General features: G+C 60.2%; 19 protein-coding genes. 9 read left to right on the forward strand and 10 right to left on the reverse strand.

Annotated features, from left to right (window positions below):
- Positions 1 to 3: 3 nt before the first annotated feature.
- From RBB49_RS07505 to RBB49_RS07535, 7 genes are all read right to left on the reverse strand, one after another.
- Entirely contained in the window at positions 4 to 999 is a 996-nt protein-coding gene (locus RBB49_RS07505) for an ABC transporter ATP-binding protein (RefSeq protein WP_306142094.1), read from the reverse strand.
- Positions 992 to 2089 carry an ABC transporter ATP-binding protein gene (locus RBB49_RS07510; protein ID WP_306142095.1) on the reverse strand — a complete coding sequence of 366 codons (1098 nt, stop codon included), beginning with the start codon at positions 2087 to 2089 and terminating at the stop codon, positions 992 to 994. Before RBB49_RS07510 ends, RBB49_RS07505 begins: the two co-directional genes overlap by 8 nt.
- Before the next feature lie 4 nt (positions 2090 to 2093).
- Positions 2094 to 2282, reverse strand: a complete 189-nt coding sequence (locus RBB49_RS07515; protein WP_306142096.1) for a hypothetical protein — start codon at positions 2280 to 2282, stop codon at positions 2094 to 2096.
- Positions 2279 to 3220, reverse strand: a complete 942-nt coding sequence (locus RBB49_RS07520; protein ID WP_306142097.1) for a carbohydrate ABC transporter permease — start codon at positions 3218 to 3220, stop codon at positions 2279 to 2281. Before RBB49_RS07520 ends, RBB49_RS07515 begins: the two co-directional genes overlap by 4 nt.
- Complete coding sequence (locus RBB49_RS07525) at positions 3217 to 4164, reverse strand: carbohydrate ABC transporter permease (protein ID WP_306142098.1); 948 nt, start codon at positions 4162 to 4164, stop codon at positions 3217 to 3219. Before RBB49_RS07525 ends, RBB49_RS07520 begins: the two co-directional genes overlap by 4 nt.
- A 136-nt stretch (positions 4165 to 4300) precedes the next feature.
- Positions 4301 to 5620, reverse strand: a complete 1320-nt coding sequence (locus RBB49_RS07530; RefSeq protein ID WP_306142099.1) for an ABC transporter substrate-binding protein — start codon at positions 5618 to 5620, stop codon at positions 4301 to 4303.
- 226 nt (positions 5621 to 5846) lie between these two features.
- Positions 5847 to 6872 carry a LacI family DNA-binding transcriptional regulator gene (locus RBB49_RS07535; RefSeq protein ID WP_306142100.1) on the reverse strand — a complete coding sequence of 342 codons (1026 nt, stop codon included), beginning with the start codon at positions 6870 to 6872 and terminating at the stop codon, positions 5847 to 5849.
- A gap of 337 nt (positions 6873 to 7209) precedes the next feature.
- Here RBB49_RS07535 and RBB49_RS07540 point away from each other — a divergent pair, with 337 nt between their 5' ends.
- Positions 7210 to 7842, forward strand: coding sequence for a cysteine hydrolase family protein (locus RBB49_RS07540; RefSeq protein WP_306142101.1), 633 nt, complete (start codon positions 7210 to 7212; stop codon positions 7840 to 7842).
- Positions 7843 to 7890: 48 nt separating this feature from the next.
- Here the strand turns inward: RBB49_RS07540 and RBB49_RS07545 are convergent, their stop codons facing one another.
- Positions 7891 to 8655: an SDR family oxidoreductase gene (locus tag RBB49_RS07545; protein WP_306142102.1), complete on the reverse strand. Its 765-nt coding sequence runs from the start codon at positions 8653 to 8655 to the stop codon at positions 7891 to 7893.
- Between the two features lie 272 nt (positions 8656 to 8927).
- Between RBB49_RS07545 and RBB49_RS07550 the strand changes: the two genes are divergently transcribed.
- A complete protein-coding gene (locus RBB49_RS07550) occupies positions 8928 to 10538 on the forward strand; it encodes a BCCT family transporter (RefSeq protein WP_306142103.1) in 1611 nt (536 codons plus the stop codon).
- 92 nt (positions 10539 to 10630) lie between these two features.
- Here RBB49_RS07550 and RBB49_RS07555 read toward each other — a convergent pair whose 3' ends face one another.
- On the reverse strand, positions 10631 to 11647 hold the full coding sequence (locus RBB49_RS07555) for a 1-aminocyclopropane-1-carboxylate deaminase (protein WP_306142104.1): 1017 nt from the start codon (positions 11645 to 11647) through the stop codon (positions 10631 to 10633).
- A 157-nt stretch (positions 11648 to 11804) separates the two neighbouring features.
- Between RBB49_RS07555 and RBB49_RS07560 the strand changes: the two genes are divergently transcribed.
- Complete coding sequence (locus RBB49_RS07560) at positions 11805 to 12269, forward strand: Lrp/AsnC family transcriptional regulator (RefSeq protein ID WP_306142105.1); 465 nt, start codon at positions 11805 to 11807, stop codon at positions 12267 to 12269.
- 35 nt (positions 12270 to 12304) lie between these two features.
- On the opposite strand, the gene phnF is transcribed toward RBB49_RS07560, so the two are convergent.
- Positions 12305 to 13045: a phosphonate metabolism transcriptional regulator PhnF gene (gene phnF / locus RBB49_RS07565; protein WP_306142106.1), complete on the reverse strand. Its 741-nt coding sequence runs from the start codon at positions 13043 to 13045 to the stop codon at positions 12305 to 12307.
- A gap of 130 nt (positions 13046 to 13175) precedes the next feature.
- Here phnF and phnG point away from each other — a divergent pair, with 130 nt between their 5' ends.
- From phnG to phnK, 6 genes are read left to right on the forward strand one after another with little or no spacing between them, the layout of a single operon-like run.
- Positions 13176 to 13649: a phosphonate C-P lyase system protein PhnG gene (phnG, locus tag RBB49_RS07570; RefSeq protein WP_306142107.1), complete on the forward strand. Its 474-nt coding sequence runs from the start codon at positions 13176 to 13178 to the stop codon at positions 13647 to 13649.
- Complete coding sequence (gene phnH, locus RBB49_RS07575) at positions 13649 to 14290, forward strand: phosphonate C-P lyase system protein PhnH (RefSeq protein WP_306142108.1); 642 nt, start codon at positions 13649 to 13651, stop codon at positions 14288 to 14290. The genes phnG and phnH overlap by 1 nt, the downstream gene beginning before the upstream one ends.
- 3 nt (positions 14291 to 14293) lie before the next feature.
- Positions 14294 to 15415: a carbon-phosphorus lyase complex subunit PhnI gene (locus RBB49_RS07580; protein WP_306142109.1), complete on the forward strand. Its 1122-nt coding sequence runs from the start codon at positions 14294 to 14296 to the stop codon at positions 15413 to 15415.
- On the forward strand, positions 15412 to 15840 hold the full coding sequence (gene fosX / locus RBB49_RS07585; RefSeq protein ID WP_306142110.1) for a FosX/FosE/FosI family fosfomycin resistance hydrolase: 429 nt from the start codon (positions 15412 to 15414) through the stop codon (positions 15838 to 15840). The genes RBB49_RS07580 and fosX overlap by 4 nt, the downstream gene beginning before the upstream one ends.
- Entirely contained in the window at positions 15837 to 16766 is a 930-nt protein-coding gene (locus RBB49_RS07590; protein WP_306142111.1) for an alpha-D-ribose 1-methylphosphonate 5-phosphate C-P-lyase PhnJ, read from the forward strand. The genes fosX and RBB49_RS07590 overlap by 4 nt, the downstream gene beginning before the upstream one ends.
- Positions 16763 to 17551, forward strand: coding sequence for a phosphonate C-P lyase system protein PhnK (phnK, locus tag RBB49_RS07595; protein ID WP_306142112.1), 789 nt, complete (start codon positions 16763 to 16765; stop codon positions 17549 to 17551). The genes RBB49_RS07590 and phnK overlap by 4 nt, the downstream gene beginning before the upstream one ends.

Here is a 17551-nt window from a genome sequence, read left to right on the forward strand (position 1 = left end):
TCCTCAGGTGATGCGGACGCCGCCGGCGTCAAAGAAAAGCGGATTGCGGGGCTGAATGGCGACGGTGTCGCCCGGTTCCAGATCCGCATGCGCATCGGCCAGCGTGACGACGTCATGCCCTTCCAGCTTGAGATGCAGCCGGATCTGGTCTCCAAGGTGTTCGACGCGCTTCACCGTCGATCCCTTGCCCTCTCCTTGTTGTATGTGTTCGGGTCTGAGCCCGATTTGCGCGGCCCCGGCCGGGGCTCCGGCGAACATGTCTGCCGGCAACACGTTGATACGCGGCTGTCCGAGCCGCCCTGCGACGTAAAGATTGACCGGGTTCTCGTAGATTTCGCGCGGTGTCCCGAATTGCACCAGCTTGCCCTGATCCAGAACGCCGATATGGGTCGACATGGTCATGGCCTCGATCTGGTCGTGGGTGACGTAAAGCAGGGTCGCGCCGAGGCTCTCCTGGATCCGTTTCAGCTCGATCCTGAGGTCCGAGCGCAGCTTTGCGTCGAGGGAACTGAGCGGTTCATCCATCAGATAGATGGTCGGGTTCCGAACCAGCGCCCTCCCGATCGAAACACGCTGCATTTCTCCGCCCGAGAGCGCCGTCGCCTTGTTGTTCAACTTGTGCGAGATCCGAAGAACCTCGGCGACTTCCGTCACCTTGCGTTCGACTTCCTCCGCCGGTGTTTTCAGGAGCGGCGAGCGCAGCGGGAAGGCCAGGTTCTCCCGGACGCTCATATGCGGATAAAGCGAATATTGCTGGAACACCATGGCGACATTCCGCTGCGCCGGCGTGTCCCCCATGACGGATCTGCCACCGATCGAAACGTCACCGCTGTCAGGTTCCTCCAACCCGGAAATCAGGCGCAGGATCGTCGTCTTGCCCGCACCTGTCGGGCCGAGCAGCGTCACGAAAGCGCCATTGGGAATGGTCATGCTCACGTCGGAGACGGCAACCGTGTCGCCAAAGGTTTTCGAGAGGTTGGAAAGCCTTACTTCAGACATGTGCCAGCACTCCCTCGTTGAGATCGGATTTGAGGGCGCGGCCGCTCTGATTGTCGAAGAGCGTTGCGGTCGAACCGTTGAAATCAAGGCCGACGGTTTCACCGGGTCTTGCAGGCTGATCGGAGGGGATCCGGGCCTTCAGGTCTCCGCCCACGGTTTTCACCGTCACGATCTGCGTCGTTCCCAGATACTCTGCGGCGATCACCTCGCCCCTGTTGCCGCCGTCATCATTGAGCGCGATGTGCTCCGGTCTGATCCCGTAGACCAGATCCCCCTCGAACGGTTCGCGCACGGTTGGAACCGCAAGATCCACATGATGCATCCGGACGCTCGACGACCCGGTGTGAACCTCTCCGTGGAAGCGGAGAAAGTTCATCGACGGCGATCCGATGAAATCGGCGACGAACATGGTCGCCGGCTTGTCGTATATGTCCTGCGGAGTGCCGAACTGTTCGATGACGCCGTGGTTCATCACCACGATCTTGTCGCCCATCTGCATGGCTTCGAGTTGGTCATGCGTCACATAGACCGTGGTGGCACCCATGCGGTCGTGAAGTGCGCGCAGTTCCTCGGCCATGTGCTCGCGGAATTCGGCGTCGAGGGCACCCAGCGGTTCGTCCATCATGAAGGCCTTGGGCTCGCGCACGATCGCGCGGCCGAGTGCCACGCGCTGCCGGTCGCCACCCGAAAGACCGCTAACGGGCCGATCGAGGATGTCCTCGATGCCGAGAATGCGGGACACCTCGGCCACCTTTTCCGTGACATGTTTCTTCGACATGCCCTGGCTGACCAGCGGATAGCTGATGTTCCGGCGCACGTTCATATGCGGGTAGAGCGCGAACATCTGGAAAACGAAGGCGATGTCGCGCTGGCGGGCAGGCTTCTGACCGACCTCTTCCTTGTCGATGTAGATTTCACCCGATGTCGGCAGTTCCAGACCGGCAATCATCCGCAGTGTCGTCGTCTTGCCGCATCCCGAAGGACCAAGCAGCATGAAGAACTCGCCATCCTCGATCTTGAAGGAAGAGGACTGCACGGCGGTGAAGTCGCCGAACTCTTTCCTGAGGTTTTTGATTACGATTTCTGCCATGGCTCTAGTCCGGAAAGTGACTGACGATGATGAACATCACCGTGCCGGTCAGTGTGACGATGAAGGAGTAGGTGTAGGCCCACAGCACGACCGGCTGCATCAGCATGACGACACCGATTGCGATCAGCACCGAGGCAAGCATCTCCCAGGGACCGCGCCGGAAGCGCATAAGACCGTGAACGAACTGGCTCATTTGCGCACCGCTCCGAATGTGATGCCGCGAAGCAGGTGTTTGCGCAGCAGGATTGTGAACACCATGACCGGGACGAGGAACAGCGTTGCGCCGGCAGCCACCGCAGGCCAGTCCTGACCGCCTACGCCGATGATGGTCGGGATGAAGGGCGGTGCCGTTTGCGCGGTGCCCGAGGTCAGAAGAACCGCGAAGGCATATTCGTTCCAGGAAAAGATCAGGCAGAAGATGGCCGTCGATGCGATCCCGGTTGCCGCCTGCGGCAGCACCACCTTGTAGAACGCCTGGAAGCGCGTATAGCCGTCGATCAGGGCAGCTTCCTCATACTCGCGCGGGATCTCGTCCATGAACCCCTTGAGCAGCCAGACGGCGAGCGAAATGTTGACCGCCGTATAGAGCAGGATCATGCCCAGATGCGTGTCGGACAGGCCAAGCGTGCGGAACATCAGGAAGATCGGGATGGCAACCGCGATCGGCGGCATCATCCTGGTCGACAGGATGAAGAACAGCAGATCGTCCTTCAAAGGCACCTTGAACCGCGAGAACGCATAGGCCGCCAGGGTCCCCAGGAATACCGAAAGGAAGGTCGACCCGAAACCGATGATCACCGAATTCAGGAACCGTTCGCCGTAGCGGGACGGGCCGGCGATCACCATGTCGCGGTTCCGCACGATCTCCTCATACCAGGTTGCCGGAGGCGGCAAGGCCTGCAGCGCCTCCGGAGACACCCGCGTGCGGGTGGTAAAGAGGTTCACGTATCCTTCCAGCGAGGGTTCGAAGAAGACCTTGGGCGGATAGGCGATCGCGTCGACAGGTGATTTGAACCCGGTCGTCAGGATCCACACGAGCGGCAGCAGCGTGATCACCGCGTAAAAGACGACCAGGGTGCCGGCCAGCCACTTTTGCAGCCGTGAAGGTTCGGTAATGGAATAGCTGCTCATCTTTCCTTCACCTTGTTCAGGGCTTTCACATAGATCGACGCGAGACCGAACACCGTCACGAACAGGATGATCGCGTAGGCAGACGCATATCCGGTGCGCCACTTCTCGAAGGCTTCACGCTTCAGGTTGATGGAGGTGAGTTCGGTGACCGATCCGGGCCCGCCGCCCGTCAATTGCACGACGAGATCGAACATCTTGAAGTTCTCGATCCCTCTGAACAGGACAGCCAGCATGAGGAACGGCAGCACCATTGGCACCGTGATCGTCCAGAATTGCCGCCACTGGCTCGCCCGGTCGATCTCCGCTGCCTCGTAGATGTAGTCGGGGATCGATCTGAGTCCGGCGAGACAGATCAGCATGACGAAGGGCGTCCACATCCAGGTGTCGACGATCACGATCGACCATGGAGCGAGCTTGACGTCGCCGATCATCTGGAAGGATGACGGGTCGATACCTGTCAGGAATGAGATCCCGTAATTGAAGAGGCCGATTTGCGGCTGATAGAGAAACGTCCAGAAATTTCCGACAACAGCGGGCGACAACATCATCGGCAGAACGATCAGCGTTGTCCAGAGGTCGTTGCCCTTGAATTTGCGGTTGATGAGCCAGGCCAGCGTGAAGCCGATCAGCACCTGCAGAAGGATGGTCCAGAACAGGAAATGCGCCGTCGCCTGCATCGTCAGCCAGATGTCTTCATCCGTCAGAATGCGCTCGTAGTTGCGAAGCCCGATGTAATCGACTTCCCGGTTCGGCCTGTTGGCGCGAAAGTTGGTGAAGCTCAGATTGATCGTCCAGATCAGCGGGAAAATATTCACCGCCAGCAGCAGGAAGATCGTTGGCAGGACGAAAAGCCAGGCTATTGCACGATCGCTCAAGCCCCTGATTTTGGCCGCAACCGAGGGCGGCGTTGCTTTCGCTACGCGGTCGATAGGGGTGTCTGACATCTGTGGCCCGTTTGGAAAGATGGTCCGGAAAGCCCGGCGGGAAAACAGTCCGCCCTGGCGGCGTCTGAGCCACCCGCCGGAGTTTCGGGTCCGGACGGGCAAGCACGCCGCTTGCCCGTCCGGGTTTCGAAAGCTCTTAGAGCTTGCCTTCGTCCTCGAAGACTTCCGTCCAGTCTTCGATCAGCTTGTCCAGAGCCTCTTTCGCCGTTCCCTGATCGGCCACGACATAGTCATGCAGGCGTTTCTGCATCGCCAGCAGCAACTCGGCATAGGCAGGCTCCTGCCAGAAATCCATGACACCATCCATGGCCAGCAGGAAGTCGGCCGCGAACGGCGCACTGTCGGCAAAGTTCGGATCGTTCAGCACGCTGACGTGACACGAGTAACCGCCGAGGTCCCACCATTTCTTCTGAACGGAAGGCTGCGCAAACCACTTGATGTATTCAAGCGCCGCGTCCTGCTTGTCGGAATAGGCGACAACGGAGATACCCTGTCCGCCAAGCGTGGATGCTTCCTTCAGCTGTCCCGGGTTGACGAAGAAGCCGATCTTGTCGCCCCCCGTATCCGGATCCGCGTAAAGACCCGGGAAGAAGGCGAACCAGTTCATCGCCATGGCCACCTGACCGGACTTGAACGCGTCAAGCGACTGCTCCATGTAGCTGTCGGTGTATCCGGGGGGCGTCGATGTCTTGTAGAGCTCCTTGTAGAACTCAAGACCGGCGACGGCATCCGCCGAATTCACTGCCCCTTCCATGTCGTATTTGCCCGGCGTCATTTCATACTTGAAGCCGAACGGATACATGGCGCTTGTCGCACCCATCGTGATGCCTTCAGACCCGCGCTCGGTAAAGATGGCCGCGCCGTAGCGCTTCTGACCGTCGATTTCGCGGCCCTGGAAGAACTTGGCGACCTCCAGCAGTTCCATCTGTGTTTTCGGCGGTGCCAGGTCGCGTCCATGCTCGGCCTTGAACGCCTCCTGGATCTCCGGCATTGCGAACCAGTCCTTGCGGTAGAACCAGCCGTTGGCGTCGCCCATGGCAGGCAGCGCGTAATAGTTCGGGGTTCCCTTCGGCCAGGTCGAATAGGCATAGACGGTCGCCGGAGCGAAATCGTCCATGCTGATGCCTTCCTTGTCGAAGAAATCGTTCAGTTTGACGTAGTGACCGTTTTCGGCACCGCCGCCGATCCACTGGCTGTCACCGATCAGAAGATCGCAGAGTTTGCCGCCCGAGTTCAGTTCGTTGAGCATGCGGTCGGCAAAGTTCGGCCAGGGCACAAACTCGAATTTCATGGTGTGACCCGACTGGGCCTCGAATTCCTTGGAAAGTTCAACAAGAGCGTTGGCGGGGTCCCATGCGGCCCAGCACAGCGTCAGTTCATCTGCCTGCGCCTGAGACACGCTGAGCCCGCTTGCCGCCATAAAAGCGGTCGCCGCGAGAAGTTTCGCAGTTTTCATCGCTGATTTCCTCCCGAAATGATCGCACCCCGGCACCTGCCGGACGGCGGCACTCCTCCAAGTGCACGGCAACCCTATTTGACATACGTATGTCAAGTCAACATCAAAACTGACATACGTCTTTCTTTTTTCATCAGAGCGACGAATTTCGTATAGCTCTATGGGAGCAAAGCACTATTTTTATTGATATTTTCGGGAAGACTTGCGTCTGTGGCAGCCCGTGCGATCAGTAGAGATTTTCGCGCATGACGATCTCGATACGGATCTGCTCCTGCGCTTCGTAGATGCCTGCATCGTCACACTTTGCCCGCAACACGCGCAATGCGCTCCTGGCAAGGTGTCCGACATTCTGGGCTATGACGGCATCGACCTCTCCGTCCACGAGCGCCTGGCGCGTCACCGGCGTCAGGTCATGCGCCACGACGACGAGATCCAGGCCGGCGGCAGTCTCCCGCAAGGCCTCGAGCATGATGGCATTGCCTGACCCCATGGAATAGACGGCCTTCAGATCGGCATGGGTTGCCGTCGCCCGGGTCAGCGTGTCGCGGATACGTTGCGGATCGTCGTGAAACTCGATTGTCGGCAGGGCCTTGAGCCTTGGAAAGTCACGCAAGAGCACCTCATCCAGACCGTAGCGGCGCTCGATACTGTCGCGCGCCACCATGGAATTGCTGGTCACCAGGATGCATCCGGTTTCCTTGCGCAGGAACCTTCCAAGCAGCGCGCCCGCTGTCTGACCTGCGGAGAAATTGTCGATTCCGACAAAATGGTCGCATTTCGAATTCGGCAAATCGGAAACAAAAGCAACGACATAGGCACCCGCACTCTTGATGTGCGCGATCGCGTCGCGCACCTGTGGCGTTTCCGGCACCATCAGCGCGACCCCGTCAAGCGTTCCCAGGTCCAGCGATTTCAGGCGTTTCACCACTGCATGCGGGTCTGCAGCGTTCACATAGACGATTTCGACATCGGCCCGGTCGGTCACCTGTGCGGCCGTCGCTTCACGCACGGCACCGGCGACGGTGTCGACAAAATGATTCGGACCTTCCGGCAGCACGAACACGAACTTGTAGCGCCGCTTCCTGGCAAGGTTTGCGGCATTCGTGTCCCGGACGTATCCGAGCCTTCGCACCGCATCCTTGACGCGCTCGGCGTTTTTCGGCCGCACGTCCGCGCGACCGTTCAAGACCCGGTCGACAGTCGAAAGACTGACACCGGCTTCGCGCGCTATATCGTGGACTGTCGGCTTCACGTCGCTTCTCTCCCGAGGGACCGTCAATCTGGCGCGCCAAACTGACATACGTCAATCAAAATGTAGCACCGGCACAGTCTTTTCCAAGAAAATCGGGATTTGTCAGACAGTTAGTTCGGGTCTTCGATATGTAGCGGCGATCTGCGCGGCGTCAGAAAATCAAAAGAATCCCAACAGGTCGCTGCTGCCGTCTCGGCAATCCCCGACACCATCCGCACTCGGTGCGTCGCCGGGTTTTGCAAGGCGCGGCAACATGGTCTAATGCTTCGGATCAGTTGCCAGCCGGGACGACCCGGTGTGACATGGCTTACCGGGACGACCCGAAAAAGGAGTCGGAATGGCAAACTCGGCAATGCCCCGGAGAAAGCTCATCGAAGGACGCGCAGCGCTTCTGGTGATCGACATTCAAAAAAGTACCTTTGTCGACGACAGCGCGGTGCGGTCGATCGACAACATGCCCGGGTACCGGGATCGCATGCTGGCATGCGCGAACCTGATTGACGCTGCGCACGAGGCCGGAACGCCGGTGATTTTCATTCAGGAGATCCACCGCGGCGATTTGGTCGACTTCGGCCGGGAACTCGACGGAGACGAAGATGTTCATTGCCTTGAGGGAGACCCGCGCACGGACATTGCCAGGGAAGAACTCGGATTCCTCGACGGCGACTATGTGGTTCCGAAGCGCCGGTATTCGGCGTTCTTCGGCACCGATCTCGAAATCCTTCTGCGCGGCCTGAAGGTGAACACGCTTCTCCTGTGCGGCGGCCTGACCGATGTGTGCGTCCACTACACCTTTGTCGATGGACACCAGTCGGACTACTTCTGCAGGGTGATTGAGGACTGCGTCGCCGGTTCGAGCCTTGAGGCGCACGAAGCCGCGCTTCGCGCGATGGAATACCTGCAGACCGGCGCCCGGCAGCCCGCCTCCGGCGTGATCGCCGCCATGAAGGCAAACATGCAGGGCGTCTAGGCTGCGCGAAGGTCGGCGCGAAGAGCCCCGGGAGCAGCCGGGCCGCATTCAAGGAGCCAGCGTTTCCGTGTGTCCGTCGATGGCGAGGATCTGACCGGAGATTTTCTGCCCGGCGTCGGAGGCCAGGAAGGAAATCATGTTGGTGACGTCTTCCGCCGTGACCCAGGTCCGCATCGAGACACCGTCCACATAGAGCGCACGGACCTCGTCCTCGCTCAGGCCCCGCGCAGCCGCCTCGTTGGCAACAACCCGGTCCATGCGCGGCCCTTCGACGGCTCCGGGGCATATCGCGTTGACGCGAATGCCGTGCGGTCCCAGTTCCATCGCAAGCGTTTTGGTCAGGCCGACGATCGCCCATTTGGCGGCAGCATAAGGAGAGCGCATCGGATAGCCCATGATCCCAGCGGTCGAGGATGTCAGGGTGATCAGACCCGATCCCTGCGCCTTCATCACGCGGGCCGCCCAGCGGCAGGTCAGAAACGCACCATGCACATTCGTGGCGACACAGCTCTGCCAGTCCGCGTAATCAAGCGTTTCAATCGCGCCTGCTGGGCCGCCGGTTCCCGCATTTGCGCAAACGATGTCGGCGCCGCCCCACCGGGCTTCAAGCTCGCCAAGAAAATCCCCCATATCGTTTTCAGATGTCACATCCGCAACGGCGGCGACAGCCTGCGGATGTAGCTCGGAGAAGGAAACGACGGCATCCGCATCGGCGTCGCAGATGGCGACCTGAGCGCCCTCGCTCAAAAAGCGTTCGGCGATCACACGCCCGATCCCGGCGGCGCCGGCTGAGACAAGAACCCGCTTTGTCATGAAACAACGCCTTTCTGGATGAGACGACCTCGAAGCGGGCTGGAAAGTGCCCGCACCGCAGGCCGGACGCAAGCAGTTTTCCCGCATGAAAGCCGAAACGTCACGTTATCAAAGCGAAGCGGACGCTGCGGAAGGCTCGTTGTCGGGACTGGAATACCCGGTGACGCATGCAACAAATTCAATGCGACATTTTTTCGCACAATTATTGGACTTCCGCCTTGTTCGTATGCAACGCTGGCGGGACGGGGAACAGAACGTCACATGGAGGGGATATGTCTGACACACCAGAAACAAAGAAGATGCTGGATCCGGATCCCCGGGTCTGGGACTTCGAAACGGAATACGAGCTCGGGCAAGACAATATCCGGCCCTTCGGCCTGGATCTGCACAACCCTGTCTTCCTGATCTCGAGTATCCTGATCGCGGCCTTCGTTCTGATTGCGCTTGCGAACCAGGAAGCCGCTGCTTCATTCTTCGGCTGGTTGCGCCCCTGGCTGACCAGCACGTTTGACTGGTTCCTGGTCCTGTCGGTCAATGCAATCACGCTCTTCTGCCTTGCCCTGATCATCCTGCCGGTCGGATCGGTCAGGATCGGCGGCAAGGACGCGAAACCGGACTATTCCTATGCCGGCTGGATCGCGATGATGTTCGCCGCTGGCATCGGCATCGGCCTGCTGTTCTTCGGTGTTCTTGAGCCCGTCTACTACAATTTCGCCGAAAGTGGCGGCGCAAGCCCGCTCGGGATCGACATAAACGAACCGGGCAACGAATATATCGGCATTGTCGGCACGATCCACCACTGGGGCCTCGAAGGCTGGGCGGTCTATGCCGCGGTCGGACTGTCGCTCGCGATCTTCGCCTACAATCTCGGCCTGCCGCTCACGCTCCGGTCCGCGTTTTATCCCATACTCGGCGAACGCGTCTGGGGCTGGTGGGGCCACGCCATCGACACGCTTGCCGTTTTCGCGACCCTGTTCGGCCTGACCACATCGCTCGGTCTCGGTGCACAACAGGTCGCTGCCGGTCTTTATGAGGTCTTCGGCATCGAACCGAGCCCGACCGTCGTTGTCCTGCTCATCATCGGCATCACCGCCATCGCGCTCGGCTCGGTTCTGCTCGGCATGGACGCGGGCGTGAAAAGGCTGTCGGAAATCAACATGATCATGGCCGTTGGCCTGTTCCTGTTCGTGATCATTGCAACGGGTATCGGCGTCGCCGCGACGCGCTACTTCTCGGTGATGACGGACTACATCATGCTGTTACCGGCACTATCGAATCCGTTCGGGCGAGAGGACACCAGTTTCTTCCACGGCTGGACGACATTCTACTGGGCCTGGTGGATCGCCTGGTCGCCATTTGTGGGCATGTTCATCGCCCGCATTTCCAGGGGCCGCACGGTGCGTGAATTCGTTATCTGTGCGCTGATCGCACCGACAGCTGTCTGCGCCTTGTGGATGTCGACCTTCGGTGGCGCGGCCATCGACATGCTGAACGCCGGCGGCGCGGAAGGCGTCCGGGCAACGGTGATCGATGCCTACAAGCCGGAAGGCGCCCTGTTCGGCTTCCTGAAGGAACTGCCGCTTTACCAGATCGTCGCACCGATCTCGCTTCTTCTGATCGTGATCTTCTTCGTGACGTCGTCCGATTCCGGTTCGCTCGTGATCGACACCATCACGGCCGGCGGCAAGATGGATGCGCCCGTCATCCAGCGCGTTTTCTGGTGCACGCTGGAAGGCCTGGTTGCCATCGCATTGCTGCTCGGCGGCGGCCTGTCGGCCCTGCAGGGGGCGGCGGTCTCGACCGGGATCCCGTTCACGCTCGTGGTTCTGGTCATGTGCTACTGCCTCTATCTGGCACTCAGGGCGGAACGCGCGAAACTTTAAGCAATACTGTTTCAGGCGGCGGCCATTCCTCCGCCGCCTGAGACTGACCCGCTGACCGCATCGCCGCGGTCATGCGCCAGAAACTTTCCTTTTCAGCCGTCCTTGTAATAGTAGCTGTAGCCGTTGAGCGCAGGTGCACCGCCGAGATGGGCGTAAAGAACTTTCGCGCCGTCCTCGAATTGTCCCTTCCTGACGAGATCGATCATGCCCTGCATCGATTTGCCCTCGTAGACCGGGTCCGTGATCATCGCTTCCGTCTTGGCCGCCAGACGGATCGCGTCGTTGGTTTCTTCCGAGGGCACCCCGTAAGCCGGGTAGGCGTAGTCAGGATTGATGACGATCTCGCCGTCCGAGACGCGCCTGCCCAGTTCAACGATCTCAGCTGTTTGGTCAACGATCTGGCGCACCTGTGCGCGCGTCTGCTCCAGCGTGCCGGACGCATCGATGCCGATCACCCGGTCCGCGCGGTCCTGCGCCGCGAACCCGACGATCATGCCTGCCTGCGTGGATCCCGTGACAACACAAACGATGATGTAATCGAACTTGAATCCCAGCTCGGCTTCCTGCGCCTTCACCTCTTCGGCAAAGCCGACATAGCCGAGCCCGCCGTATTTGTGAACGGACGCACCCGCCGGAATGCCATAGGGCACGCCGCCGGCATCGCGTACGGAGTCCATCGCGTCTTCCCAGCTTTTGCGGATGCCGATGTCGAAGCCGTCATCGACGAGCCTTGAATCCGCACCCATGAGACGCGTCAGGAGAATATTGCCGACGCGATCGTAGACCGCATCGTAGTGGGGCACCCACTTCTCCTGAACGACGACGCATTTCATGCCGATCTTCGCTGCGGTCGCAGCCACCATGCGCGTATGGTTCGACTGCACACCGCCGATGGAGACCAGGGTATCGGCCCCGGAGGCGATGGCGTCCGGCACGATATATTCCAGCTTGCGCAGCTTGTTGCCGCCAAAGGCGAGCCCGGAATTGCAGTCTTCCCGTTTTGCGTAGATCTGAACCTTGCCGCCGAGCGCATCGGAAAGACGCGGCAAATGCTCGATGGGCGTCGGCCCGAAGGTCAGGGGATAGCGTTCGAACTTTTCAAGATTCATGGCAGGGCACCTTTCTGATTTCTGTTCGCCAGAGGCTGACAGAAAACGCCAGAAAGGTGCTCTCGTTCTTTGCCTACCATATGAGCAAAATTCACATTTTTTCTCCAATGAAGTAGAATCTCTCTCAAATTTTTCTTTCAAAACGAAAGATTCTCTCATGAGCGCTTCACTCGACAGGACTGATCGGAAAATTCTCAAACTTCTTCAAACGGAAGGGCGGCTTTCGAATGCCGAACTTGCCGAGCGGGTGAGTGTCAGCCCGGCGACCTGTCACCGGCGCACGCAAAGGCTGTTTGACGAAGGCGTCATCGGCTCCGTCCGTGCCATGGTCAATCCGGACGAGGTGGATCGCGCCGCGCTGGTAATTGTCGGCGTGGTGCTGGACCGGTCCACGCCTCAGAGTTTCGCCGAATTCGAAGACGCGGTCCGGGGACTGAATTTCGTTCTCGATTGCCATCTGGTCGCCGGCGATTTCGACTACTTCCTGAAAATCCGCGTCAAGGACATGGCCGATTTCAACAGGCTGCACGGCGAAAAGCTGATCGCCCTGCCGGGTGTCCGGCAGACGCGAACATTTTTCGTGATGAAGGAAGTCACCGACAACGCACCGCTGTCTTTTTAGCGTGAGCAACGTTCTTCTTCGAACAACGCCACGCGTCAGATGTCGCCGTTCACCACGAGCTGGATCCGGTCGGCGGCGGCACGGGCGCGGGTGTACTGGATCGGCTTGCCGGACGTGTCGAGATTGATGCTCTCGACCACCAGCACCGGCTGGCCCAGCGAAATGCCGAGCTGCTGGGCATCCCTTGCCTCGACCAGTTCCGACGTGATCCGGCTTTCCTTGCGCCGGTAGTCCTCAATCCCCGCCCGGTTCAGCGCCTCGGTGATCGACCCGCTTTCCGCATAGTCGGCGACGAAATTCGGCACGGTCGCCTGCACGAACCAGCTTGTCCCGATTATCATCGGAACCCCGTCGGCGACACGAAGCGTTTCCAGCCGGATCAGCATCGTGCCGAGCGGCACATCGAGCTGGTTGGCAAGCAGCGCATCGGCCTCTTCCAGCGCCGAGCCGATCAGCCGGCCGCTCGGCGAACGGTCCTGGCCGGAGACGATCTCGGAAAACCGAGTTCTCGGTCCGATCGGATAGCTCAGCGGTGCCGAGGCGACAAATGTTCCCCTGCCCTGATCCGCCCGCAGAATACCTTCCGCCGTCAGCGCGGCGATTGCCCGGCGAACCGTGTGGCGGTTCACGCCGAACCGGGCCGCCAGAGTCGATTCGGGCGGCAGCCTGCTGCCTTCCTCGAAGGCACCGCTGATGATTTCCGCCTTCAGCGTCTCCATGATCTGACGCCAGACGGCAATTCCGGCATTGCGATCAAGTGAGGTTGTGTTCGTCATGTGCACGTCATCAAATTTCGATAGGAAAGAGTCAACTGGATTATTTGTATAGACAAATAGACAAATCATCGGTAAACAGGACCTGTTTTCGACATTCCCTCCTGTGACCGCCAACCTGAAGGCGCGCATCATGACCGAAGCCACACATCTCAATCCGGATGAAAGCGGACACGCGGCCCGCCAGCGAATCATCGCAACGCTCGCGGCCGCAACGCCCGAGGCTGTCGCTGAAAAGTACCAGGCCATCGAGACGCCGGACTTCGAACTGGTGCGCCAGCCTGAAACCGGCCTTGTCATGGTTCGTGGCCGCATGGGCGGCACCGGCAGTCCGTTCAACCTGGGCGAAGTCACGGTAACCCGCTGCGTCGTGCGATTGGCAACCGGAGAGACCGGCAGTGCCTACAGCCTCGGACGAAACAAGGAAAAGGCGCTTCAGTCCGCCGTGATCGACGCCCTGTGGCAGCGCGGCGATGCGAGGGATCATATCGAGACCAGCGTTATCGCGCCGCTTGCCGCATCCCAAACCGAGATGCGCGAAACCGTCCGGGAAGAAACCGAGGCGACGAAAGTCAATTTCTTCACCATGGTGCGGGGAGACAACTGATGGAAACCGGAACTGCAACGACCAACCCCGATGGCAGGCAGACGCCGCTCGCCGCCGGCTTCGCTGATCCGGCGCATGACGCGCAGGCCTGCTTTCGCGCAATCATGAACGCGATGGCGCGCCCGGGAACGCTGCAAAGACTGAATACCGGCACACTTATGCCGCCCGCTCCGCTGACGCCGGTCGCCGCGGCGATCGCCCTGACGCTGTTCGACTACGACACGCCCATCTGGCTGGACCGGACATTGATGTCGTCGGAACCGGTCAAGGCCTTTCTGCGATTTCACACCGGAGCACCTATTGTCAGCGAACCCGTTGAGGCCGCCTTCGCGCTTGTTGCCGATCCGAAACAGCTGATCCCGCTTGCAAGCTTCAACCAGGGCTCGGCGGAATACCCGGACGAATCGACAACGGTCATCTTGAGCGGACAGAGCTTCGATACGTCTGAGAAGGTGATACTGACCGGCCCGGGCATCAAGGAGACGGCATCCCTCGCCGTGAACCCGGTTCCCCCGGCGTTCTGGGACCAGGTGATCAGCAACAACAGGCAGTTTCCAAGGGGAATTGACCTGATCTTCGCCGGCAGGACGGACATTGCCGCGCTGCCGCGATCCACCAGCGTCAAGCTCACGGAGGTTTAAGCCATGTATGTTGCCGTCAAGGGTGGCGAGAAAGCCATTCGCAACGCTCACAAGCTCCTGGCAAAGCGCCGCAGGGGCGACACATCCGTACCGGCCCTGACACTGGAACAGATCGCCGAACAGCTTGCCCATTCCGTTGCCCGTGTCATGGGTGAAGGGTCGCTTTACGACGAGACGCTCGCCGCCCTCGCGATCAAGCAGTCCCGCGGAGACCTGATCGAAGCCGCGTTCCTGATGCGCGCCTATCGCACGACGCTGCCTCGCTTCGGCTACAGCCAGCCGATTGACACGGCAACGATGCTGGTTGAGCGCCGGATCTCGGCTACCTACAAGGACCTGCCGGGCGGGCAGGTGCTTGGCCCGACCTTCGATTACAGCCACAGGCTTCTCGACTTCGCGCTGGCGGCAGAAGAAGGCGGCGCGGAGCCATCCGCCGAAATGGTTCCCGCGCTTAACGAAGCCATGCCGCGCGTCACCGATCTGCTCGGCGATGAAGGCCTTATGGAACCCGATCAGGTGACCGACGAGGAAACACCTGTCGGAGACCTGACCCGTGACCCTCTGTCCTTTCCCGCCGACCGGGATCTGCGCCTTCAGAACCTGGCGCGCGGCGACGAGGGATTCCTGCTTGCGCTTGCCTATTCCACGCAGCGCGGCTACGGCCGCACGCACCCGTTTGCCGGCGAAATCCGCTACGGCGAAGTCGAGGTCGAATTCTTTGCAGAGGAACTCGGTTTTGAGGTGACACTCGGCTCGATCAAGGTAACCGAGTGCCAGATGGTCAATCAGTTCAAGGGGTCGGCCAAGGCGGCCCCGACCTTCACCCGCGGCTACGGGCTGGTGTTCGGGCAGGTCGAACGCAAGGCCATGTCGATGGCCATGGTCGACCGGTCCCTGCGCTGGCAGGAGCTTGGAGAAGAACCGGTCGCCCCCGCACAGGACGTGGAATTTGTCCTTTCCCATTCCGACAACATCCAGGCGACGGGTTTCGTCGAACACCTCAAGCTGCCGCATTATGTCGACTTCCAGGCGGAACTCGATCTTGTGCGCCGCATGCGGGCCGAATGGTTCGAAAAGCGCCGGCAGGAAGAAACCGGCGACGCTGCCCGGGAGGCCGCAGAATGAGCGGAAGCCTCAGTCACATAACGTTCGTTGTCAGCGATCTGGAACGCATGTCGGCGCTTCTGAAAAACGTTCTGAATGCGAAGGAAGTCTATTCCAGCGGAGACGACACGTTTTCGCTGTCACCTGAAAAATTCTTTCTGGTCGGTGATGTGTGGGTCGCGATCATGCAGGGCAAGGCCTTGCCGGACCGCAGCTACAATCACGTCGCTTTCAAGATCGAAGAAGATGAATTCGACCAGAGGCTCAACGAAATCGAGCGGCTCGGCCTGGAGGTCAAACCACCGCGTCCGCGCGTCGAGGGTGAAGGCCGGTCCATCTATTTCTACGACAATGACAACCACCTTTTCGAGCTCCACACCGGAACCCTCGACATGAGGCTCGAGCACTATCGCAATACCCTGAAGAACCGGAGAGCCGAAACATGAGCGACACCGCGCAGCTCTACGATCAGGGCGAATACAATTTCGCCTATCTCGACGAACAGACGAAACGCATGATCCGCCGCGCGATCCTGAAGGGGATCGCGATCCCCGGTTACCAGGTGCCGTTCGCGTCCCGGGAAATGCCGATGCCCTATGGCTGGGGCACCGGCGGCGTCCAGGTAACCGCATCGATCCTCGGCAAGGACGATTGCCTGAAGATGATCGATCAGGGCTCCGATGACACCACCAACGCGGTGTCCCTGCGCGGTTTCTTCGAAAAGACCGCCGGCATCCGGACGACCTTCGAGACCTCCGAGGCGACGGTGATCCAGACCCGCCACCGCATCCCGGAAAAGACGCTGACGGAAGATCAGGTCCTGGTTTTTCAGGTGCCGATCCCCGAACCGCTGCGTTTCCTGGAACCGAGGGAAACGGAGACACGGAAAATGCATGCGCTGGAGGATTACGGCCTCATGCATGTGAAGCTCTACGAGGACATCGCCAAGAACGGTCATATCGCGACCACCTATGCCTATCCGGTCAAGGTCAACGACCGCTATGTCATGGACCCCTCTCCGACGCCGAAATTCGACAATCCGAAGATCGACGAGATGGCGGCATTGCAGCTCTACGGTGCAGGCCGGGAAAAACGGATCTACGCGATTCCGCCCTACACCAAGGTCAAGAGCCTGGATTTTGAAGACTACCCGTTCGAGGTCCAGAAATTCGACAAGCCATGCGCGCTTTGCGGTGCGGAGAATGTCTATCTCGACGAGGTCATCCTCGATGACAGGGGTGGGCGCATGTTTGTCTGTTCCGACAGCAACTATTGCGAAGAGCGCCGCGCGGCGGGCCATCGCGGCCCGATGGCGGCCGACCCGGCGGCTGCCCAGATCGGCGCAACAGACCTTCAGGAGACGGCCCGATGAGTGTGTTCACGTCTGACGATCCGCTTCTGCAGGTTCACAATGTCACGCGCTATTACGGCGACCGGATCGGTTGCGCGGACGTTTCGTTCGATCTCTGGCCCGGTGAGGTTCTCGCGATCGTCGGAGAAAGCGGGTCTGGCAAGACGACCCTGCTCAATTGCCTCTCCACACGCCTCGCCCCGACGACGGGTGCGATCGAATACCGGATGCGCGACGGCACCATGCGCAATCTCTATCAGCTCACGGAGGCAGAACGGCGTCTGCTGATGCGCACGGACTGGGGCTTCGTCCACCAGAACGCGGCGGACGGATTGCGCATGACGGTTTCGGCCGGTGCCAATGTCGGCGAACGCCTGATGGCCGTCGGCGAACGCCACTACGGCAACATCCGATCCACTGCCGATGACTGGCTGGGCCGTGTCGAGATCGACAGCGACCGTATCGACGATGATCCCCGGTCCTTTTCCGGCGGCATGCGCCAGCGACTGCAGATCGCCCGAAACCTGGTCACGCACCCGCGGCTTGTCTTCATGGACGAACCGACGGGCGGACTGGACGTCTCGGTACAGGCGCGCCTTCTCGACCTGCTGCGCCGCCTTGTCTCCGACCTCGGCCTGTCGGTCGTGATCGTCACCCATGATCTTGCCGTTGCCCGTCTGCTGTCGCACCGGATCATGGTCATGCGCCACGGCAACGTCATCGAGGCCGGCCTGACCGACCAGGTCCTTGACGATCCGAGGGAGCCGTACACGCAGCTCCTCGTATCCTCCATCCTTCAAGTCTGA

Source organism: Roseibium sp. MMSF_3412, from assembly GCF_030733265.1.
GTDB lineage: Bacteria > Pseudomonadota > Alphaproteobacteria > Rhizobiales > Stappiaceae > Roseibium.